The sequence below is a fragment of the Streptomyces sp. NPDC030143 genome, assembly GCF_055573695.1.
In genome coordinates, this window is record NZ_JBVIAY010000037.1 from 25,908 (window position 1) to 39,819 (window position 13,912).

9 protein-coding genes and 5 pseudogenes are annotated in these 13,912 nt (G+C 68.8%); 6 read left to right on the plus strand and 8 right to left on the minus strand.

Annotated features, from left to right (window positions below; all coding sequences use genetic code 11):
- Nucleotides 1-28: 28 nt before the first annotated feature.
- The 3 genes from ACZ4YY_RS35280 to ACZ4YY_RS35290 all read right to left on the minus strand — a co-directional run bounded on the left by ACZ4YY_RS35280 (nucleotide 29) and on the right by ACZ4YY_RS35290 (nucleotide 3,939).
- Complete coding sequence (locus ACZ4YY_RS35280; protein ID WP_468299200.1) at nucleotides 29-2,443, minus strand: non-reducing end alpha-L-arabinofuranosidase family hydrolase; 2,415 nt, start codon at nucleotides 2,441-2,443, stop codon at nucleotides 29-31.
- A gap of 183 nt (nucleotides 2,444-2,626) precedes the next feature.
- The gene (locus tag ACZ4YY_RS35285) at nucleotides 2,627-3,412 is read right to left on the minus strand and encodes a hypothetical protein (protein ID WP_468299189.1); all 786 of its coding nucleotides are present in this window, start codon (nucleotides 3,410-3,412) and stop codon (nucleotides 2,627-2,629) included.
- Entirely contained in the window at nucleotides 3,409-3,939 is a 531-nt protein-coding gene (locus tag ACZ4YY_RS35290; RefSeq protein WP_468299191.1) for a SigE family RNA polymerase sigma factor, read from the minus strand. The genes ACZ4YY_RS35285 and ACZ4YY_RS35290 overlap by 4 nt, the downstream gene beginning before the upstream one ends.
- A gap of 498 nt (nucleotides 3,940-4,437) precedes the next feature.
- On the opposite strand from ACZ4YY_RS35290, the gene ACZ4YY_RS35295 reads away from it, so the two are divergent.
- Nucleotides 4,438-4,575, plus strand: a complete 138-nt coding sequence (locus ACZ4YY_RS35295) for a hypothetical protein (protein WP_468299193.1) — start codon at nucleotides 4,438-4,440, stop codon at nucleotides 4,573-4,575.
- 112 nt (nucleotides 4,576-4,687) lie between these two features.
- On the opposite strand, the gene ACZ4YY_RS35300 is transcribed toward ACZ4YY_RS35295, so the two are convergent.
- From ACZ4YY_RS35300 to ACZ4YY_RS35310, 3 genes are all read right to left on the minus strand, one after another.
- Nucleotides 4,688-4,873: a DUF397 domain-containing protein gene (locus ACZ4YY_RS35300; RefSeq protein ID WP_468299194.1), complete on the minus strand. Its 186-nt coding sequence runs from the start codon at nucleotides 4,871-4,873 to the stop codon at nucleotides 4,688-4,690.
- A gap of 98 nt (nucleotides 4,874-4,971) precedes the next feature.
- Nucleotides 4,972-5,034, minus strand: coding sequence for a trp operon leader peptide (locus tag ACZ4YY_RS35305; RefSeq protein ID WP_468299202.1), 63 nt, complete (start codon nucleotides 5,032-5,034; stop codon nucleotides 4,972-4,974).
- A 315-nt stretch (nucleotides 5,035-5,349) separates the two neighbouring features.
- A complete protein-coding gene (locus ACZ4YY_RS35310; RefSeq protein ID WP_468299196.1) occupies nucleotides 5,350-8,373 on the minus strand; it encodes an MGH1-like glycoside hydrolase domain-containing protein in 3,024 nt (1,007 codons plus the stop codon).
- 214 nt (nucleotides 8,374-8,587) lie between these two features.
- Here ACZ4YY_RS35310 and ACZ4YY_RS35315 point away from each other — a divergent pair.
- From ACZ4YY_RS35315 to ACZ4YY_RS35335, 5 genes and pseudogenes are all read left to right on the plus strand, one after another.
- Nucleotides 8,588-8,776 (plus strand): annotated as a pseudogene (locus ACZ4YY_RS35315) (hypothetical protein); the annotation flags it as partial.
- Between the two features lie 283 nt (nucleotides 8,777-9,059).
- Nucleotides 9,060-9,293 (plus strand): annotated as a pseudogene (locus tag ACZ4YY_RS35320) (LacI family DNA-binding transcriptional regulator); the annotation flags it as partial.
- Between the two features lie 332 nt (nucleotides 9,294-9,625).
- Complete coding sequence (locus ACZ4YY_RS35325; RefSeq protein WP_468299198.1) at nucleotides 9,626-11,419, plus strand: RICIN domain-containing protein; 1,794 nt, start codon at nucleotides 9,626-9,628, stop codon at nucleotides 11,417-11,419.
- Between the two features lie 57 nt (nucleotides 11,420-11,476).
- Nucleotides 11,477-11,734 (plus strand): annotated as a pseudogene (locus tag ACZ4YY_RS35330) (HNH endonuclease); the annotation flags it as partial.
- A gap of 295 nt (nucleotides 11,735-12,029) precedes the next feature.
- Nucleotides 12,030-12,824: pseudogene (locus tag ACZ4YY_RS35335) on the plus strand (alpha-L-arabinofuranosidase C-terminal domain-containing protein); the annotation flags it as partial.
- A gap of 15 nt (nucleotides 12,825-12,839) precedes the next feature.
- Here ACZ4YY_RS35335 and ACZ4YY_RS35340 read toward each other — a convergent pair.
- Nucleotides 12,840-13,681 (minus strand): annotated as a pseudogene (locus ACZ4YY_RS35340) (IS5 family transposase).
- A 58-nt stretch (nucleotides 13,682-13,739) separates the two neighbouring features.
- Nucleotides 13,740-13,912, minus strand: a 173-nt coding sequence (locus tag ACZ4YY_RS35345; RefSeq protein ID WP_468299204.1) for an RICIN domain-containing protein, incomplete at its 5' end; no start/stop codon positions are given.

Below are 13,912 nucleotides of genomic sequence, written 5' to 3' on the forward strand. Positions count from 1 at the left end.
CGGGCCGGCAACTTCGCCGGGAGGCGGGTCAGCGCTTCAGGGTGAGGATGCCGGGGCGGTACGGCAGGTTGTCGTAGGAGGTGTTCGGCGGGGTGTTGGGGGACTTGCCCTGGTAGAGGAACTGAAGGTTGCAGGGGTCGATGGTCATGGTCTGGTCGGGGTTGGTGCGGACCAGGTCGCCGTGGCTGATGTCGTTGGTCCAGGTGGCGCCGCTGTTGGCCTTGCCGGCGAAGGGGTTGGACTCGGTGGCGGCCTGCGGGGTCCACGGACCGTTCAGGCTGGTGGCGGTGAAGGAGCGGAAGTAGCGCTGCTCGCTCGCCCCGCGAGCCTCGACGATCATGAGGTACTGGTTCTGGCCCTGGACCTTGTAGACCTGCGGCGCCTCGAAGAGGTTCTTGACCGTGTCGCTCATGACGGTCGTGTACGACGAGCCGAAGCTGCCGGGGAAGTTGCCGATCGGCATGGTCGACTTGTAGATCTTGCCGTTGTCACCGGCGAAGAACAGGTGGATGTTCTTGTCGTCGGCGATCAGGGTCTGGTCGATCGGGCCGGTGGGGGAGTCGGTGCGGGGGATGCTGCCGGTGAACAGCGGCTGCGGCGCGGACCAGCCGCCCGGGTCGGTGGGGTCGCTGGAGGTGCGGTAGCTGAAGGGCCACGGACCCCACTGGTAGGCCAGCACCCAGATCTTCTTGGGCGCGAAGTAGAACAGCGTAGGCGCCACCGCCTTCTGGCTCATGCCGGTCTGGCGGGCCGACGCCATGTCCGGCCAGTTCGTGAAGGGGCTGAACGCCATCGAGCCGTAGGCCGATCCCGAGTAGTTCGACCCGTAGACCAGGTGCTTGCCGTTACGGGTCGCGGTGGTGAAGTCCTTCAGGGAGGCCCACCCGTTCGCCGGCTGAGCCAGCGCGCCCGTCGAGGTCCACCGGTACGTCGACGGAAGAGCACACGTGTCGCTCTTCGGCGCCGCGGTCGGCTGGAAGGTCCAGCGCTGGTTGGCACCGCCGCCGTTGGTGTCCCAGATCTGGACGGGAGTGCCGTTGGCGGTCCGACCGCCGGGGATCTCCAGCGCCCGGCCGCTGGCGACGTTGGTCAGCGTGTAGGAGCCGTCACTGTTCCGGCGGGCCTTCCAGTGCTGGTGGGCGCCACCGTTGGCGTCCCAGACCGTCACCCTCGTCCCGTTGGCCGTCCGGTTGGCCGGCTCGTCCAGCACCCGGCCGCTGGCGATGTTGGTCAGGGTGTAGGAGCCGTCGCTGTTGCGGCCCGCCCGCCACTGCTGGTTGGAGGCGCCGCTGGCGTCCCACACCTGGAGCGGGGTGCCGTTGCCGTTGTGGCCCGCGGGCTCGTCGAGAACGCGTCCGGCGGCCGCGTTGGAGAGCGTGTAGACGGCGCCGGAGATGATGTCCCCGGACTGCGTGCCGCCGCTGCCGATGCTGCCGCCGGTGCTGCCGGTGCTGCCCAGGGCGGTGAGCACGGCGTTGTAGGCGGGTTTCTTGTTGCCGCCCGCGTCGAACAGCAGCGCGTTCTCACCGGTGCGCCAGGAGTCGCTGTCGCGGATGCCCCACACCGTGATGCCCGTGCAGCGAGTGACGTTCATGCATGCCTGGACGGCCTTGGTGTAGGCGGTCGCGGACGCCTGGGCGATGTCGAGCTCGGTGATCTGGACGTCCACGCCGAGTGCGGCGAAGTTGGACAGGGTGGTCTGGTAGCTGGCCGGCGGGCCGCTGCTTGCGAAGTGGCTCTGGAAGCCGACGCAGTCGATGGGCACACCGCGGGACTTGAAGTCCTTGACCATCTTGTAGACGCCCTGGGTCTTGGCGTCGGACCAGTTCTCGATGTTGTAGTCGTTGTAGCAGAGCTTGGCGGAGGGGTCGGCGGTCCGGGCGGTGCGGAAGGCCTCCTCGATGAAGCCGTTGCCCAGCACGTCCTGGAACACGGAGCTGCGGTGTCGGCCGCTGCCGCCGTCGGCGAAGGCCTCGTTGACCACGTCCCAGGCGTAGATCTTGCCCTTGTAGTGGCTCATCGTGGTGGTGATGTGGTTCTTCATCACCGTGCGCAGGGTGCCGGCGTCGGTGATGGACTTGACCCAGCCGGGCAGTTGGGAGTGCCAGACCAGGGTGTGGCCGCGCAGTCGCTGGCCGTGCGCGGTGGCGTGGCTGACGATTCGGTCGGCGGCGGCGAAGGTGAAGTTGCCGCGGGAGGGTTCGATGGCGTCCCACTTCATCTCGTTCTCCGGGGTGATCATCTTGAATTCCCGGTCGAGAACGGCGGAGTACGTGGAGTCGCCGAGCTTGCCCGCGGCCACTGCCGTGCCGAAGTAGCGGCCACTGCCGGCCGCCGCGTCGGCTGCCGTGGCCGGTGCGGCGGCCTCCGGCGTGCGTGCGGCCAGGGCGACCAGTGGTACGGCGGCGCCCGCGGCGGCGAGGACCACGGAGGCGGCGATCACGCGGCGGGTCGCCGGACGGCGACGATGAGAGCGGTTCTGATCTGACAACGGTCTGTCCTTCTGGCACGGCGGGCCTTGATCCAGCCCCGGATGCCTGTCAGTTGCCGCCACGCACACAAAGGTTGCCGCGATCAAGGGAAGCACTTTCGCGGCCGCCGCCGTCGCCCTGCCGCACAGCGGCGTTCACCGGGTCGGGACGAACCCTCCCCGGACCGACGCGGAGCCGCCCGAGCCCTGTGCGTCGACGCGGTAGCCGTCGCCCGCGGCACTGCGCACGCCGGGGCCGTTGTTGAACTGCGCGGCGAACTCATGGCTCCCGGCCGGCACGGTCAGACCCGGCTTGAGGACCCAGCGGTAGACCAGTGCGCCGTCGGCCTCCTGGACGGTGACGGTGAAGTCACCATTCGGCAGGGTCTGCCAGGTGCCGGTGTTCTTCGCCCCGCCGGTCTGCACGATCCGGATCTCGACCGTGAGCGAGGTGAGCGGCTGGGTCGTCTTGAGGACGAGGTTGCTCTGCGTCCAGTAGACGGTGCTCTTCGCATCCAGCGAGCCGGCCGACCACAGCGGCCCGTTCTGGTTCTCGCCGCCGGTCGGCGAGGGACTGGTGGCCGACGGAGTCGGGCGCGAGCTGCCCGGGGTGGTGACCGGAGGCGGCGCGACAGGGGTGGGGCCGGCCGATGTCGGGTGCGGGGAGCTGACGGTCGGGGACGGGGCGGCAGGCGTGGCCACGGTGGGCGACGGCGACGGGGTCGCGACGATGGCGGCGACGGCGAGGCCGCCGGTCGTCAGGATGCCGGTGGCGGCGAGCCCGGCGAGGGCGACCCTGGTCCCGGACCTCGCGAACGGTCGCGCGCGGTGACGGACGGCGGGGCCGGCCATGCCGCGTTCCACCCGGGCCAGCATCCGCGCGCGGTCGGGCTGGTGGGCCTCGGCGGCCTCGCGCAGCCGACGGTCGATTTCCTCGTTCACCGGTTCCTCCTTCCTGGCACCAGGTCCCCGGCCGCGTGTGCGCCCAGTAGCTTTTCCAGCTCGGCCATTCCCTTCGAGGTCTGGCTCTTCACGGTTCCGACTGATATGCCCAGTGCCGCCGCCGTGTCCTTCTCCGACAGGTCGAGGGCGTGTCGCAGCACCACGCAGGCGCGCTTGCGGAACGGCAGCCGGGCGAGCGCCGCGCGGACGTCCAGCACGGCCGCCATGTCCGGCCCCTCCACCTTCTCGGGGCTGCGGGACCAGAACAGCGTGATCCGACGTCGCTCCCGCACCGTGCTGCGGATCCGTCCCCGCGCCAGGTTGGCCACGACACCGCGGGCGTAGGCGAGCGGGTGGTCGGCCTGCCGCAACCGGTCCCAGCGCTGCCACAGGGCGACCAGGGCATCCGCCGCGAGGTCGTCCGCCGCGTCGCTCTCGCCGGTCAGCAGGTGTGCCAGACGGGCGAGCTCGGCATAGTGGCGTTCGAAGAATTCGTGGAACTCCGCGGACGCGTCATCGAGGACCATCCCCCGGTCGCCCTCTCCTTGCCATGATGTGCGCGTTGATTGCACCTTAAACAACAACGGGGGCGCAGCCTAACAGTGCCCGGCCCGGGATTCGAACGCCGCTCGTGCTCGGTTGCGGAGCGGTGAAGGCTGACCGGCGGGCTGGTCAATGCCGGGCGAAGCGGACGCCGGTCGGCTGCGCGACGTCCGGCTGCACGGCGGTGCCGTGACCGGTCCGTGCCTGCGCCACGGTTGCGGCGCGGCGTGCTTCGTTGCCCTCATGCCCGTCCATCCGGTAGTTCGACTCGGCCTTCCGGCTCCCAGTTGCCGCAGAGGACGAGAAGGTTGCCGCCGTACTCCTCCAACGGCCCCGGCCCCGGCGCCGGCGGACACGGACGTCGCTCGGTCATCCTCGTCCCCGAAACTCGACACCCCACCGCAGTGCGACCGACCCACTCAGCCGTCAACCCCACCTACCGACGAGTTCAACGAACTACCGGTAGCTACGGCCTGGTCACCGTGGCGGCACTGCTGCTCGCCGTGCTGGCCGGGGTCCGGGAGGACTGGATCACGGCGATCGGACTCCTCGCGGTCGCCGCGCCGGCCGCCACCGCGTGGCTGCGGGAACGGCGCGGTGCGGAGCGGCCTGACGGCTGACCGGACATGGGCGCACGACAGCGCGCGATGACGATGAACAACGATGAAAGGGGCACAGCGGCGAAGGCGGCTGTGCCCCTTCACATGTTCCGCGCGTGGCACCGACTGGCTCTCAAGTAGCCGAAGGGCGTGGAGAACGCGGCAGGCGAGATCGTGGGGAATGGCCGCCGGGGTTCTTCGAGTCCCGGACAGCGACGGCATTGGGGAGCCCGGTGACCTCGACGCAGTCGCCGCCGGTGTTGGAGCTGTAGCTCGACTTACGCCACTGGAGGGTCCCCTGGCTCGGGGTTGTGCGCATAGCGTTTCTCCAGCAGGCGTCTCCTGGTCAGGGCCGGGCGTGCGGTGGTGCAACCGGGCGAAGGGCGGGTGGCCTTCGCGGCATCGGTGTACGCGCAGTCAGTGGGCCGCCGGGTGAGCGGTCCACCACCAGTTTTGGTTCTGGGCCGAGTGTGCGAACATGCGCCGCGCCCTACCGCATGGGGTGCCCGCGCGCGGTGACCGGCCTGGCGCCGATCGCCCACGACGGCACGACCGGGACCACTGTGCGGTTCCTTCCCAGTGGGTCACCACCCGCGGCGGCCATCCCGACCGCCGGTGACCCGACCCGGTTCGCCACCTCGTGGCCCCACCGCACTCTCGAGGTCCACGACAGACACACCGATGCCGAAGGGTCGCGGGGAACCGCGCGCGTGGCTGGAGGGCGGGTAAAGAGAAGTCCGCCGCGCCCCCGGAAGGGGACGCGGCGGACGTCAGGTCACGAGCCGGCCGGCCCGGTCACGAAGTGAACGGTGTGGACCCGTCCTCCGCGGTGATGCGCCACAGATGGTCGGCCGTGCCGCTGTCGTCCCATTGCAGGGCCGCCGCCCCGGACGACGTGGACATCCCGTCGATCCCCAGCACCAGGCCGCTGTTCTTGTTGACGATCTTGGCGTAGCCTCCACCGGCGTCGACGATCGACCACAGATGGTCGGCGGTCAGCGTGTCCCCCCACTGCAGCGCCGCCGCGCCGGCGGTCTTGGACGCGTCCTTGACGCCGAGGACCCGTCCGCTGTTGGTGTTGAAGATCTTGTAGTAGCCGTTCTCGGCCGGGACGATCTTCCACCAGTGGTTGGCGCTGTCACTGGCGCTCTGCTGCTGTACGGCACCTCCGGCGGCGATCGAGGAACCGGCGATCCCGAGCTCCAGGTTGCTGTTCTTGTTGACGATCTTCACCCGCGGTGTCTCCGGGTACCAGGACTCCAGCTCGGTGACGCCGACGAACTTGCCCGCCTGGGGGGTGAAGACCACCCGGAACTGGGAGGTCGTGATCGTCGGGAAGGTCACCTCGTTGGCGTTGTTCGCGACCGGCGCCGCCGGGCTCTTGGTCTGGCTCGGGACGTCCACCCACGCCCCGTCCTTGAGGTACTGGACGGTGTAGCTCGCCGGGACGCGGATGTTCGCGCCGTCGTCGTAGGTGTAGAACTTCACCTCGTTGATCTTGCGTGGCGCGCCGAAGTCGACGCCGAGGTGGTCGGTGGCGTTCGGCGAGCCGGAGTTGGTCCACCGGTTGTCGGGGATCTTGTCGTAGCGGATCCAGCCGTCCGTCGCCCGGAGCGGGGCGTCGAAGGTGGTGGGCTTGCATGCCTGGCCGCTGTGGCAGTGCGGGCCGTTGGAGACGGTGTTGGTGTAGGAGGCGAACGCCTTCGGGTACGGCTGGGTGATCGTGCGGCCCAGCCAGTCCTGCTCGGCGGTGAGCGGGTTGGCCGCCACGTTCATCAGCCGCGGGGGCTGCGCCGGGGTGACGGGGGCGGCCACGTTCACGGTGGTGTTGCCGAGGGTCGCCGACTGGTGGATGCGGACGCCGTCCTGGAAGATCTGCAGCCCGCTGCCCTTGCCGTAGTGCGTGCCGTCCCGGTCCCAGCGGATCGAGTAGGTGTGGCCGTGGTACGGGAGGCTCTCCACCGCGAAGTAGTCCCAGCCCGAGGGGACCAGCGGCTTCAGCACCAGCGTGTTGTCCGCCTGCGGCTTGATGCCCAGCAGACCGGTGAGCACCAGGTCGTTGAAGCTGGAGTGGTTGTAGTGCTCGCTGAAGTTGAACCCGTCGTAGATCCAGTCGCCGGTGTCACCGTTGGCGGCCTCGGCGATGTAGGGCTTGCCGTCCTTGTGCTGGAGGTCGGCGAACTGGGCCAGCATCGTCTGGTAGTCGGCCTTGGTGACGAAGCTCTGCGCGGGGTAGTCCTGGAGCAGGTTCGCGAGACCGGTCAGGACCTGACTGGTCTGGAACGGCCAGCTCGGACCGTTCCAGTGGCAGCAGTTGGCGTCGTCGCGCTTCTGCACGGCGGGTATCGCCTGGTAGTTGAAGTACGGGTTCGCGGTGATCCGGTCGATCTCGGCGAAGCTCGTGCCCTTGGCGAACTTCAGCGTGTTGGCCCCGGCCTTCATGGGGACCTGCACGGTCACGGACTGCGTCTCGGAGAACTTCTGCCAGGCCCCGGTGGGCGCGTAACTGACCGTGATCGGGTTCGCGGTGTCGTCGTTCACGATCAGCTTGTGGGTCGACGTGCCGGAGGTGCCGTTGGCGTAGTGCACGGTCACGGGGTAGGTCCCGGCGCCGGGTGCGTCCACGGTGAAGGTGACGTAGCTGTCGTCGAAGTCGATCTGGCCGACGTACTTGCCGTTCGAGGCCGTGGATCCGCTGAAGATGTTCGCGTGGTTGACGGTGGCCTGCTCGGCCTCGAAGTCGTGCACCCGCTCCAGCGTCGTCGGCCCGAACGGCGCCTTGAAGCGCTTGGCGTCCGTCAGGTACTTCCACGCCGACGAGTACTGCGCGTCGGGCAGGTTGAACGCCCAGGGGGCGAAGCCCATCAGCTCCCGCCAGGTCGTCCTGGTCTGCTTCAGGGTGCCGTTGGTGCTGTCCGTGTTGTAGACCTGCATGAAGAAGTTGCGCTGCGGGTCCCACAGCGAGTTCTGCACGGCCGCCTTGAGCTGCGCGGCCTTGGCGTCGTAGTCGTTCGCGGTCGCCGTGTCGCCGTTCATGGCGGCGATCTTGCTGATCGCCTGGGCGGCCGCGTACATGTACGCGTTGATGGTGGGCCGGTAGCCGCGGCCGCCGCTGAACCAGTTGCTGCTGTGCATCGACGTCTCGGTGTACTCCGTGGCGTCGGACAGCGGGCTCTGGTGGTACAGGTCGCTGGTGGACTGCGTGCCGTTGACCGTGACGTCGCTGTTGAAGTTGGAGTCCCACCGCTTGTACAGCGCGATGAGGTGGGGGAGCGCGGACTTGATCTGCGCCGCGTCACCGGTGACGAGATAGCGCTGGTACGCGGCGCTGGTGATCCACTCACTGAAGTTCCGCACGCCCGGGTTGCCCGCCCCGCGCAGCCAGAAGTCCAGGTAGTCACCCGCATAGTCGCGGTTGTGCAGCCAGCGCCCGTCCAGCAGGTGGTAGCCGGTGGCGTCCGGGAGCGCGGTGTACGGGTTCCCGGCGTACCCGATCGGGACGTCGTACTCGGTCGACACGTACCCGGTGCCCGGCACCGTGTAGCGCAGCGCGCGCTTGAAGGTGCTCCACCGGTAGTAGTAGACGTCGTCGATGTCGTTGTCGGGGGTGTCGAGGAACGGGATGTTGTCCTTGTACCACTTGGGCTCGTCGAGCTGGTTGGCCGCGACGATCGCGTCCTTGTCCAGCGCGACGGCGTTGGGGTCGTCGGCGGCCTGGGCGGACGTCGCCCCAGGCCCGGCGGACAGCAGACTGATGGACAGCACCGAGCCGCACAGGGCGGCGAGGGCGCGGCGGCTGCCTCTGAGGCGATTACGCATTGAGGTGTCCTCCACTGGGCACTCATGCGGCGATTCGGACGTTCGAAATGGCGAACATCGTTCGATATTCTGCGAGACGGTAGAGACAGCCGTGGCCGAAAGTCAATGGTTCGCGTAAACGTGATGTCAAGCGGCGGTGCGAACGGTGTGGCCGCGCTCAGGGGGCGGAGCCGTCCACACGCCCTCCGCCCTGTCGGACCTCGGCGGCCAGGTCCCCGAGGACGGCGGCGACCCCGGTGTCGTACGGGAGAAGGTGCCCGGCCCCGACGGCGACTCGGAACCGGTCACCGCCGTCTACCTCGTCCCCTTCCGCCGGGCCGACCTCTCCCTGCCCGCCCAGCTGTTGCGCCCGCTGCGCACGGACGAGGACCGGATGCCGGGCTTCCGAGCCGTCAACGGGGATGCTCCCAGGCGTCCAGTCGGTGCCCTTCACCATGACGTGAAGGGCGTCGCGCTCACGGAGAGCGGCGAGTTCCGGGTTACGGGATGGTTTCGAAAAATTTCGCCGCAGGCGTTGACAGCCCTTTGCGTCGTTCCTATCTTCGCCTCACCGAACCGGTTCGACGACCGGTGATCGGTGGACTTGCCACCGAAGTGCCGAAGTGCCCGAGTGCCCACTTCACCACCTACGCGATTCGAGGATTCTGTTGCGCGGAACATCGAATCGGTTCGACCAAGGAGCCGCCGTGAAAATCGGTGAGATCGCCAAGCGGGCCGGTGTCTCGCGCTCCACCGTCTCGTACACGCTGAGCGGCAAACGCCCGGTGTCGGACGACACGCGCCGGAGGATCCAGGAGGTCATCGACGAGCTGGGCTACCGCCCGAACGCCAGCGCCCGCGCCCTGGCCAACGGCCGGACCAGCACGATCGGCCTGGTCTTCCCGCCGGCCGGCAACCACTACACGGGCATGCAACTGGACGACACCCATCTGTCCACCGCCGACGGCACGCAGTACCAGCAGTACTACTGCGAGGGCGGCTACCAGCAAATGCTCGACTTCAAGCCGGTCGCCGGCCGGGCGAACACAAAGAGGAACCAGATCTGGCGCCTCCAGGGCATCAGCTGACCCACGCCCCCCGTCCCATCAGGGCTCTCGGCCGGCCGCACCGACCGTCTCTCTCCCCCCACGCACAGCCCCGGGGATGTTCCCACCCCGGCCAGCCTCCCCGTTCAAGCAGGAGCCGCAGCATGAATTCTCGCTGGACACTTCCCAGACCCGCTACCCGCAGCGGGCGCCGAGCGACCTCGTCCGTGGCCGTCCTCCTGGCCGCCCTGGCCACGACCCTGGTGCCCGCCGGCCCGTCGCACGCCGCCGACACCAGCGTCACCGTCGACTTCTCCACGACCGGGGCCGCCCCCACCTACCACGCCTCCGGCACCATCTACGGGATGACGCCGGACGCCTCACTGCCGCAGGACCACTTCTACAAGGACATCAAGTGGCACCTGATGCGGGCCGGCGGCGCGCAGCTCAACAGCGGCGGCTACGGCACCAGCCTCGCCGCCTACCAGACCCGCTGGAACTCCACCCTCGCCCAGTACAAGCGAACCGTCGCCCTCGGTGGCACGTTCGTGCTGCTGCCGCACGACCTGTGGGGCGCCGACAGCACCACCACGCAGGCCTGGCCCGGTGACAACGGCGACTGGACGAAGTTCGACGCCTTCCTCGACCAGCTCATCGGGGACGTCAAGGCCAACAACATGACGGTCGACTGGGACCTGTGGAACGAGCCGGACAACACTCCGTTCTGGGGGCGGACGCAGAGCCAGTACCTCGCGATGTGGAAGCGCGCCTACCAGAAGGTCCGGGCCGCCATCCCGAACGCGGTGATCGTAGGGCCCAGCACCTACCGGAGCCCCGGCGGGGCCGCCTCGACGTGGTGGAACACGTACCTCGACTACGTCAAGGCCAACAACGTCGCCCCGGACGTCTACAGCTGGCACGCCCTGCCCGGCGACCCGGTCTCCGACGCGGACGCGGTCCGCTCCAAGCTGTCGGCCCGGTCCCTGACCACCAGCCGCCCCTTCCAGGTCAACGAGTACGCCAACACCAACGAGCAGACCCCGGGCCGCGGCGCCTGGTACATCTCCCGCCTGGAGCGGGCAGGAGCCGACGGCCTGCGCGCCAACTGGGCCATGGGCAGCAGCCTGCACGACAACGAGGCGAACCTGCTGACCAAGAACAGCGCGGGCCAGTACCTGCCGCTGGGCGAGTGGTTCCTGTACCGCTACTACGGCTCCCAGACCGGCAACATCGTCAAGTTCACCCAGGGCACCGGTACCGACGGCCTGGCGACCAAGGACAACACGGCCAAGAACGCCAAGATCCTGCTCGGCAGCAACGGCAACACCGGCAACGTCACCGTCAGCCTGAACCGGCTCGACACCACCTCGGTCGTGGAGAACGGCCAGGTCCGTGCCGTCCTGCAGCGCATCCCCAACAACAGCGGTGGCGCCGTCACCGGCCCGGTCACGGTCTCCGACCAGACCCTGACCGTCAGCGGCAACGCCGCTTCGCTCACCGTGCCCTGGACGAACGCGTCCGACGCGTACACCGTCACGCTGCTCCCGCCGTCGAACACGACGGTCTCCACGGTCGCGGTGGCCCAGCACAGCGGCCAGTGCCTGGACGACACCAACCTGTCCACCGCCGACGGCGCGCAGTACCAGCAGTACTACTGCGAGGGCGGCTACCAGCAGATGCTGGACTTCAAGCCGGTTGCCGGCCGGGCGAACACCTACACGGTGGTCAACCAGCACAGCGGCAAGTGCCTGGACGTCTCCGGCGCCTCCACCGCCGACGGTGCCGCCGTCATCCAGTACACCTGCAACGGCTCCACGAACCAGATGTTCACCCTCAAGCCCGTCACCGCGCTCGGCAACAGCAAGGACTACCAGCTGGCCGCCGTCCACAGCGGCAAGTGCGTCGACGTCAGCCAGATCTCGACCACCGCCGGAGCCAAGATCCACCAGTGGACCTGCGACCCGGAGAGCGCGCTGACCAACAAGAGGAACCAGATCTGGCGCCTCCAGGGCATGGGCTGACCCACGCCCCCCGTTCCCCATGAGGGCTCCCGGCCGGCCACAGCCGGGAGCCCCACCGCCGAGTGCTCCGACCAGGGCGCCGAGCCCTCGCTCGTCGCCGTCACCGCACGCTCCAACCGCAGCAAAGCCGACCAGGACCCCGCCGAATGGCTCCCGCCAGCCGCCGATGCACACTGCCGGTATCTCGCCGAATGGGTCGGCACCAAGCTCCGCTGGGACCGGGACCTGGCCGCCGACGACGCCGAACTGGCGACCCTGCAGGGCATGGCCGCAGGCTGCCCGGACCAGACGGTCACCTACGAACCCGCCCCCTGAACGGCGAATCGTTCCCCGATCCCCAATGACTCAGCAGTGCATCGCCCCTCACAGGGGCGCACCGGCATAAAGGAATTCGCTGACCTGCTGAAACGCAACCTCCGGGCCGTGGGCGTCCCTCATACTCCAGCCGGACTTGTGTCTTCATGGCTGGAGGGTGGCTCGGCGGTGGTAGTGGCTGCGGCAGGCCCGGGCTCGGGGGCGTCGTCGCCAGAGGGACCAGCGCAGTCGGTGTGTGAACCGCCCCGGGTTCCGCCGAGGCGGGACGTCTCACCCAAGGCTGACAGAGAGGGTCTACATCTCCCTGCACGCCTACTACGAGCCCCGGGACGGCGACATCGGCTCCTTCCTCGCCTCCGCCGTCGACATGGAGTCCTTCATCGAGAACGTGGTCGCGACCTGCGACCACGTGGGTGCGAGGCTGAAGTCGAAGAAGAAGATCAATCGTTCCTTCGACGAGTGAAACGTCTGCTACGGCTTGGAGTTGAACGGGACAGAGGACTCCGACTCGCGGGACTGGGCGCAGGCACCCCGACTGCTGGAGAACAGCTACAGCGTCCTGGACGCCGTCGTCGTCGGTTCGCTGCTGATCGCGCTGCTGCGCCACGCGGACCGGGTGACCGTCGCCTGCCTTGCCCAGCTCGTCAACGTGATCGCCCCGATCATGACCGAGCCGGGCGGCCCTGCCTGGCGGCAGACGACGTTTTTCCCCTTCGCGCAGGCCTCGAAGTACGGCCGCGGGCAGGTCCTCGACGTGCGGGTGGACTCGCCGACGTACGAGACGGAGAAGTACGGCGAGGCCGACCTGCTGCACGCCACCGCCGTGCGCGCCGAGGACGGCTCGGTCACCGTCTTCGCCGTCAACCGCAGCCGCACGCAATCCCTACCCCTGCAAGTCACCCTGAACGACCTCGCTTTGACGTCGGTCGTCGAGCACAGCGCCCTCGCGGACGCCGACCCCGACGCACGCAACACCCTCACCGGTCCGGAACGCGTGACCCCGCACCAGGTCTCCGCGACCACCCTGAGCGACGGCACCCTCAGCGCAGTCCTCCAACCGCTGTCCTGGAACGTGATCCGGCTCGCCTAGGACTTGTCCGGGCGATCAAGTTCGCAGCCAGATGATCAGGGCTGCTGTAGCGGTGCCGAGAAAGAAGTACCCGCGCTTGTCGTAGCGGGTGGCCACTGCCCGAGACTGCTTCAGGCGGTTGATGGCCCGTTCGATGGTGTTGCGCTTCTTGTAGCGGTCCTCGTCGAAGCCGGGCGGTCTTCCGCCGCGTGAGCCGGTTCGCAGGCGGGCGGACTGGCTGTCGGTCTTCTCCGGGATCGTGTGGCGAATGCCCCGACGTCGCAGATACTCGCGGCAGGGTTCGTTGCTGTAGGCCTTGTAGGCTTGTCGGCCGCCAGACTGTCGGGCTTCTTGCGCGGCCTGCCCCGACCGGTCCTGGGGATGCGGATCTTCTCCAGGACCGGCTTGAACTGGGTGCCGCCCGCCCGCTGTCCACCGGTGACCACCAGGGACTACGGACGGCAGCGGCCGTCCGCGCTCAGATGGAGATTGCTGGTGAACCCGCCCCGTGAGCGGCCCAGGCCCTCACCTCCACAACCACCTCCACCAGGCAGGTGACCAGGCTCTGCCACGGCGTTTCGTCCTGGTGTTCCACCTCTTCGGCCCCCTTTGACGCGGGTGCCGGAGGCGGCTCGGTCCGAGCGCCGGCAGCGTGCTGATGAGCGCGCACGATGGTGGAATCGACCGCGATGTCCCAGTCGATCTCGCCTGCCGCGTCGGCCGCAGCCTGGACCTGCTGGAGCAGGCGCTCCCACCTGCCGTCGGCCGAACCACAGCCGGTGGCGTTCATAGACGATTTTCCACGGCCCGTAGGCCCGGCCGGTGCTCACGCACCAGCCGGGCCTCCCCCCAGGGCGTACCGGTCCGGCTCGGCGCAGGGCCGGAGGCTGCCGTAGCCCCTGGGCTCAGGGACTCCCGGGGTCCCGGGAGTGAAGGTCATCCGGTGGCGAGGGTGGTCCACTTCTGGTTGGAGCCGCCGTGGCAGTCCCACAGGTGGAGTTGTGTGCCGTCGGTGGTGGACGCACCCGGAATGTCGAGGCAGCGGCCCGAAGCGGGGTTGCGGTAGCCGCCGTTGTAGGGCTGCCAGACCTGGTTGGCGCCGCCGTGGC

Bases quoted from the DNA above. Each gene is read 5' to 3' on its own strand.
- ACZ4YY_RS35290 (WP_468299191.1), bottom strand. From the start codon at position 3,939: ATGGTCCTCGATGACGCGTCCGCGGAGTTCCACGAATTCTTCGAACGC.
- ACZ4YY_RS35300 (WP_468299194.1), bottom strand. From the start codon at position 4,873: ATGCGCACAACCCCGAGCCAGGGGACCCTCCAGTGGCGTAAGTCGAGC.
- ACZ4YY_RS35310 (WP_468299196.1), bottom strand. From the start codon at position 8,373: ATGCGTAATCGCCTCAGAGGCAGCCGCCGCGCCCTCGCCGCCCTGTGC.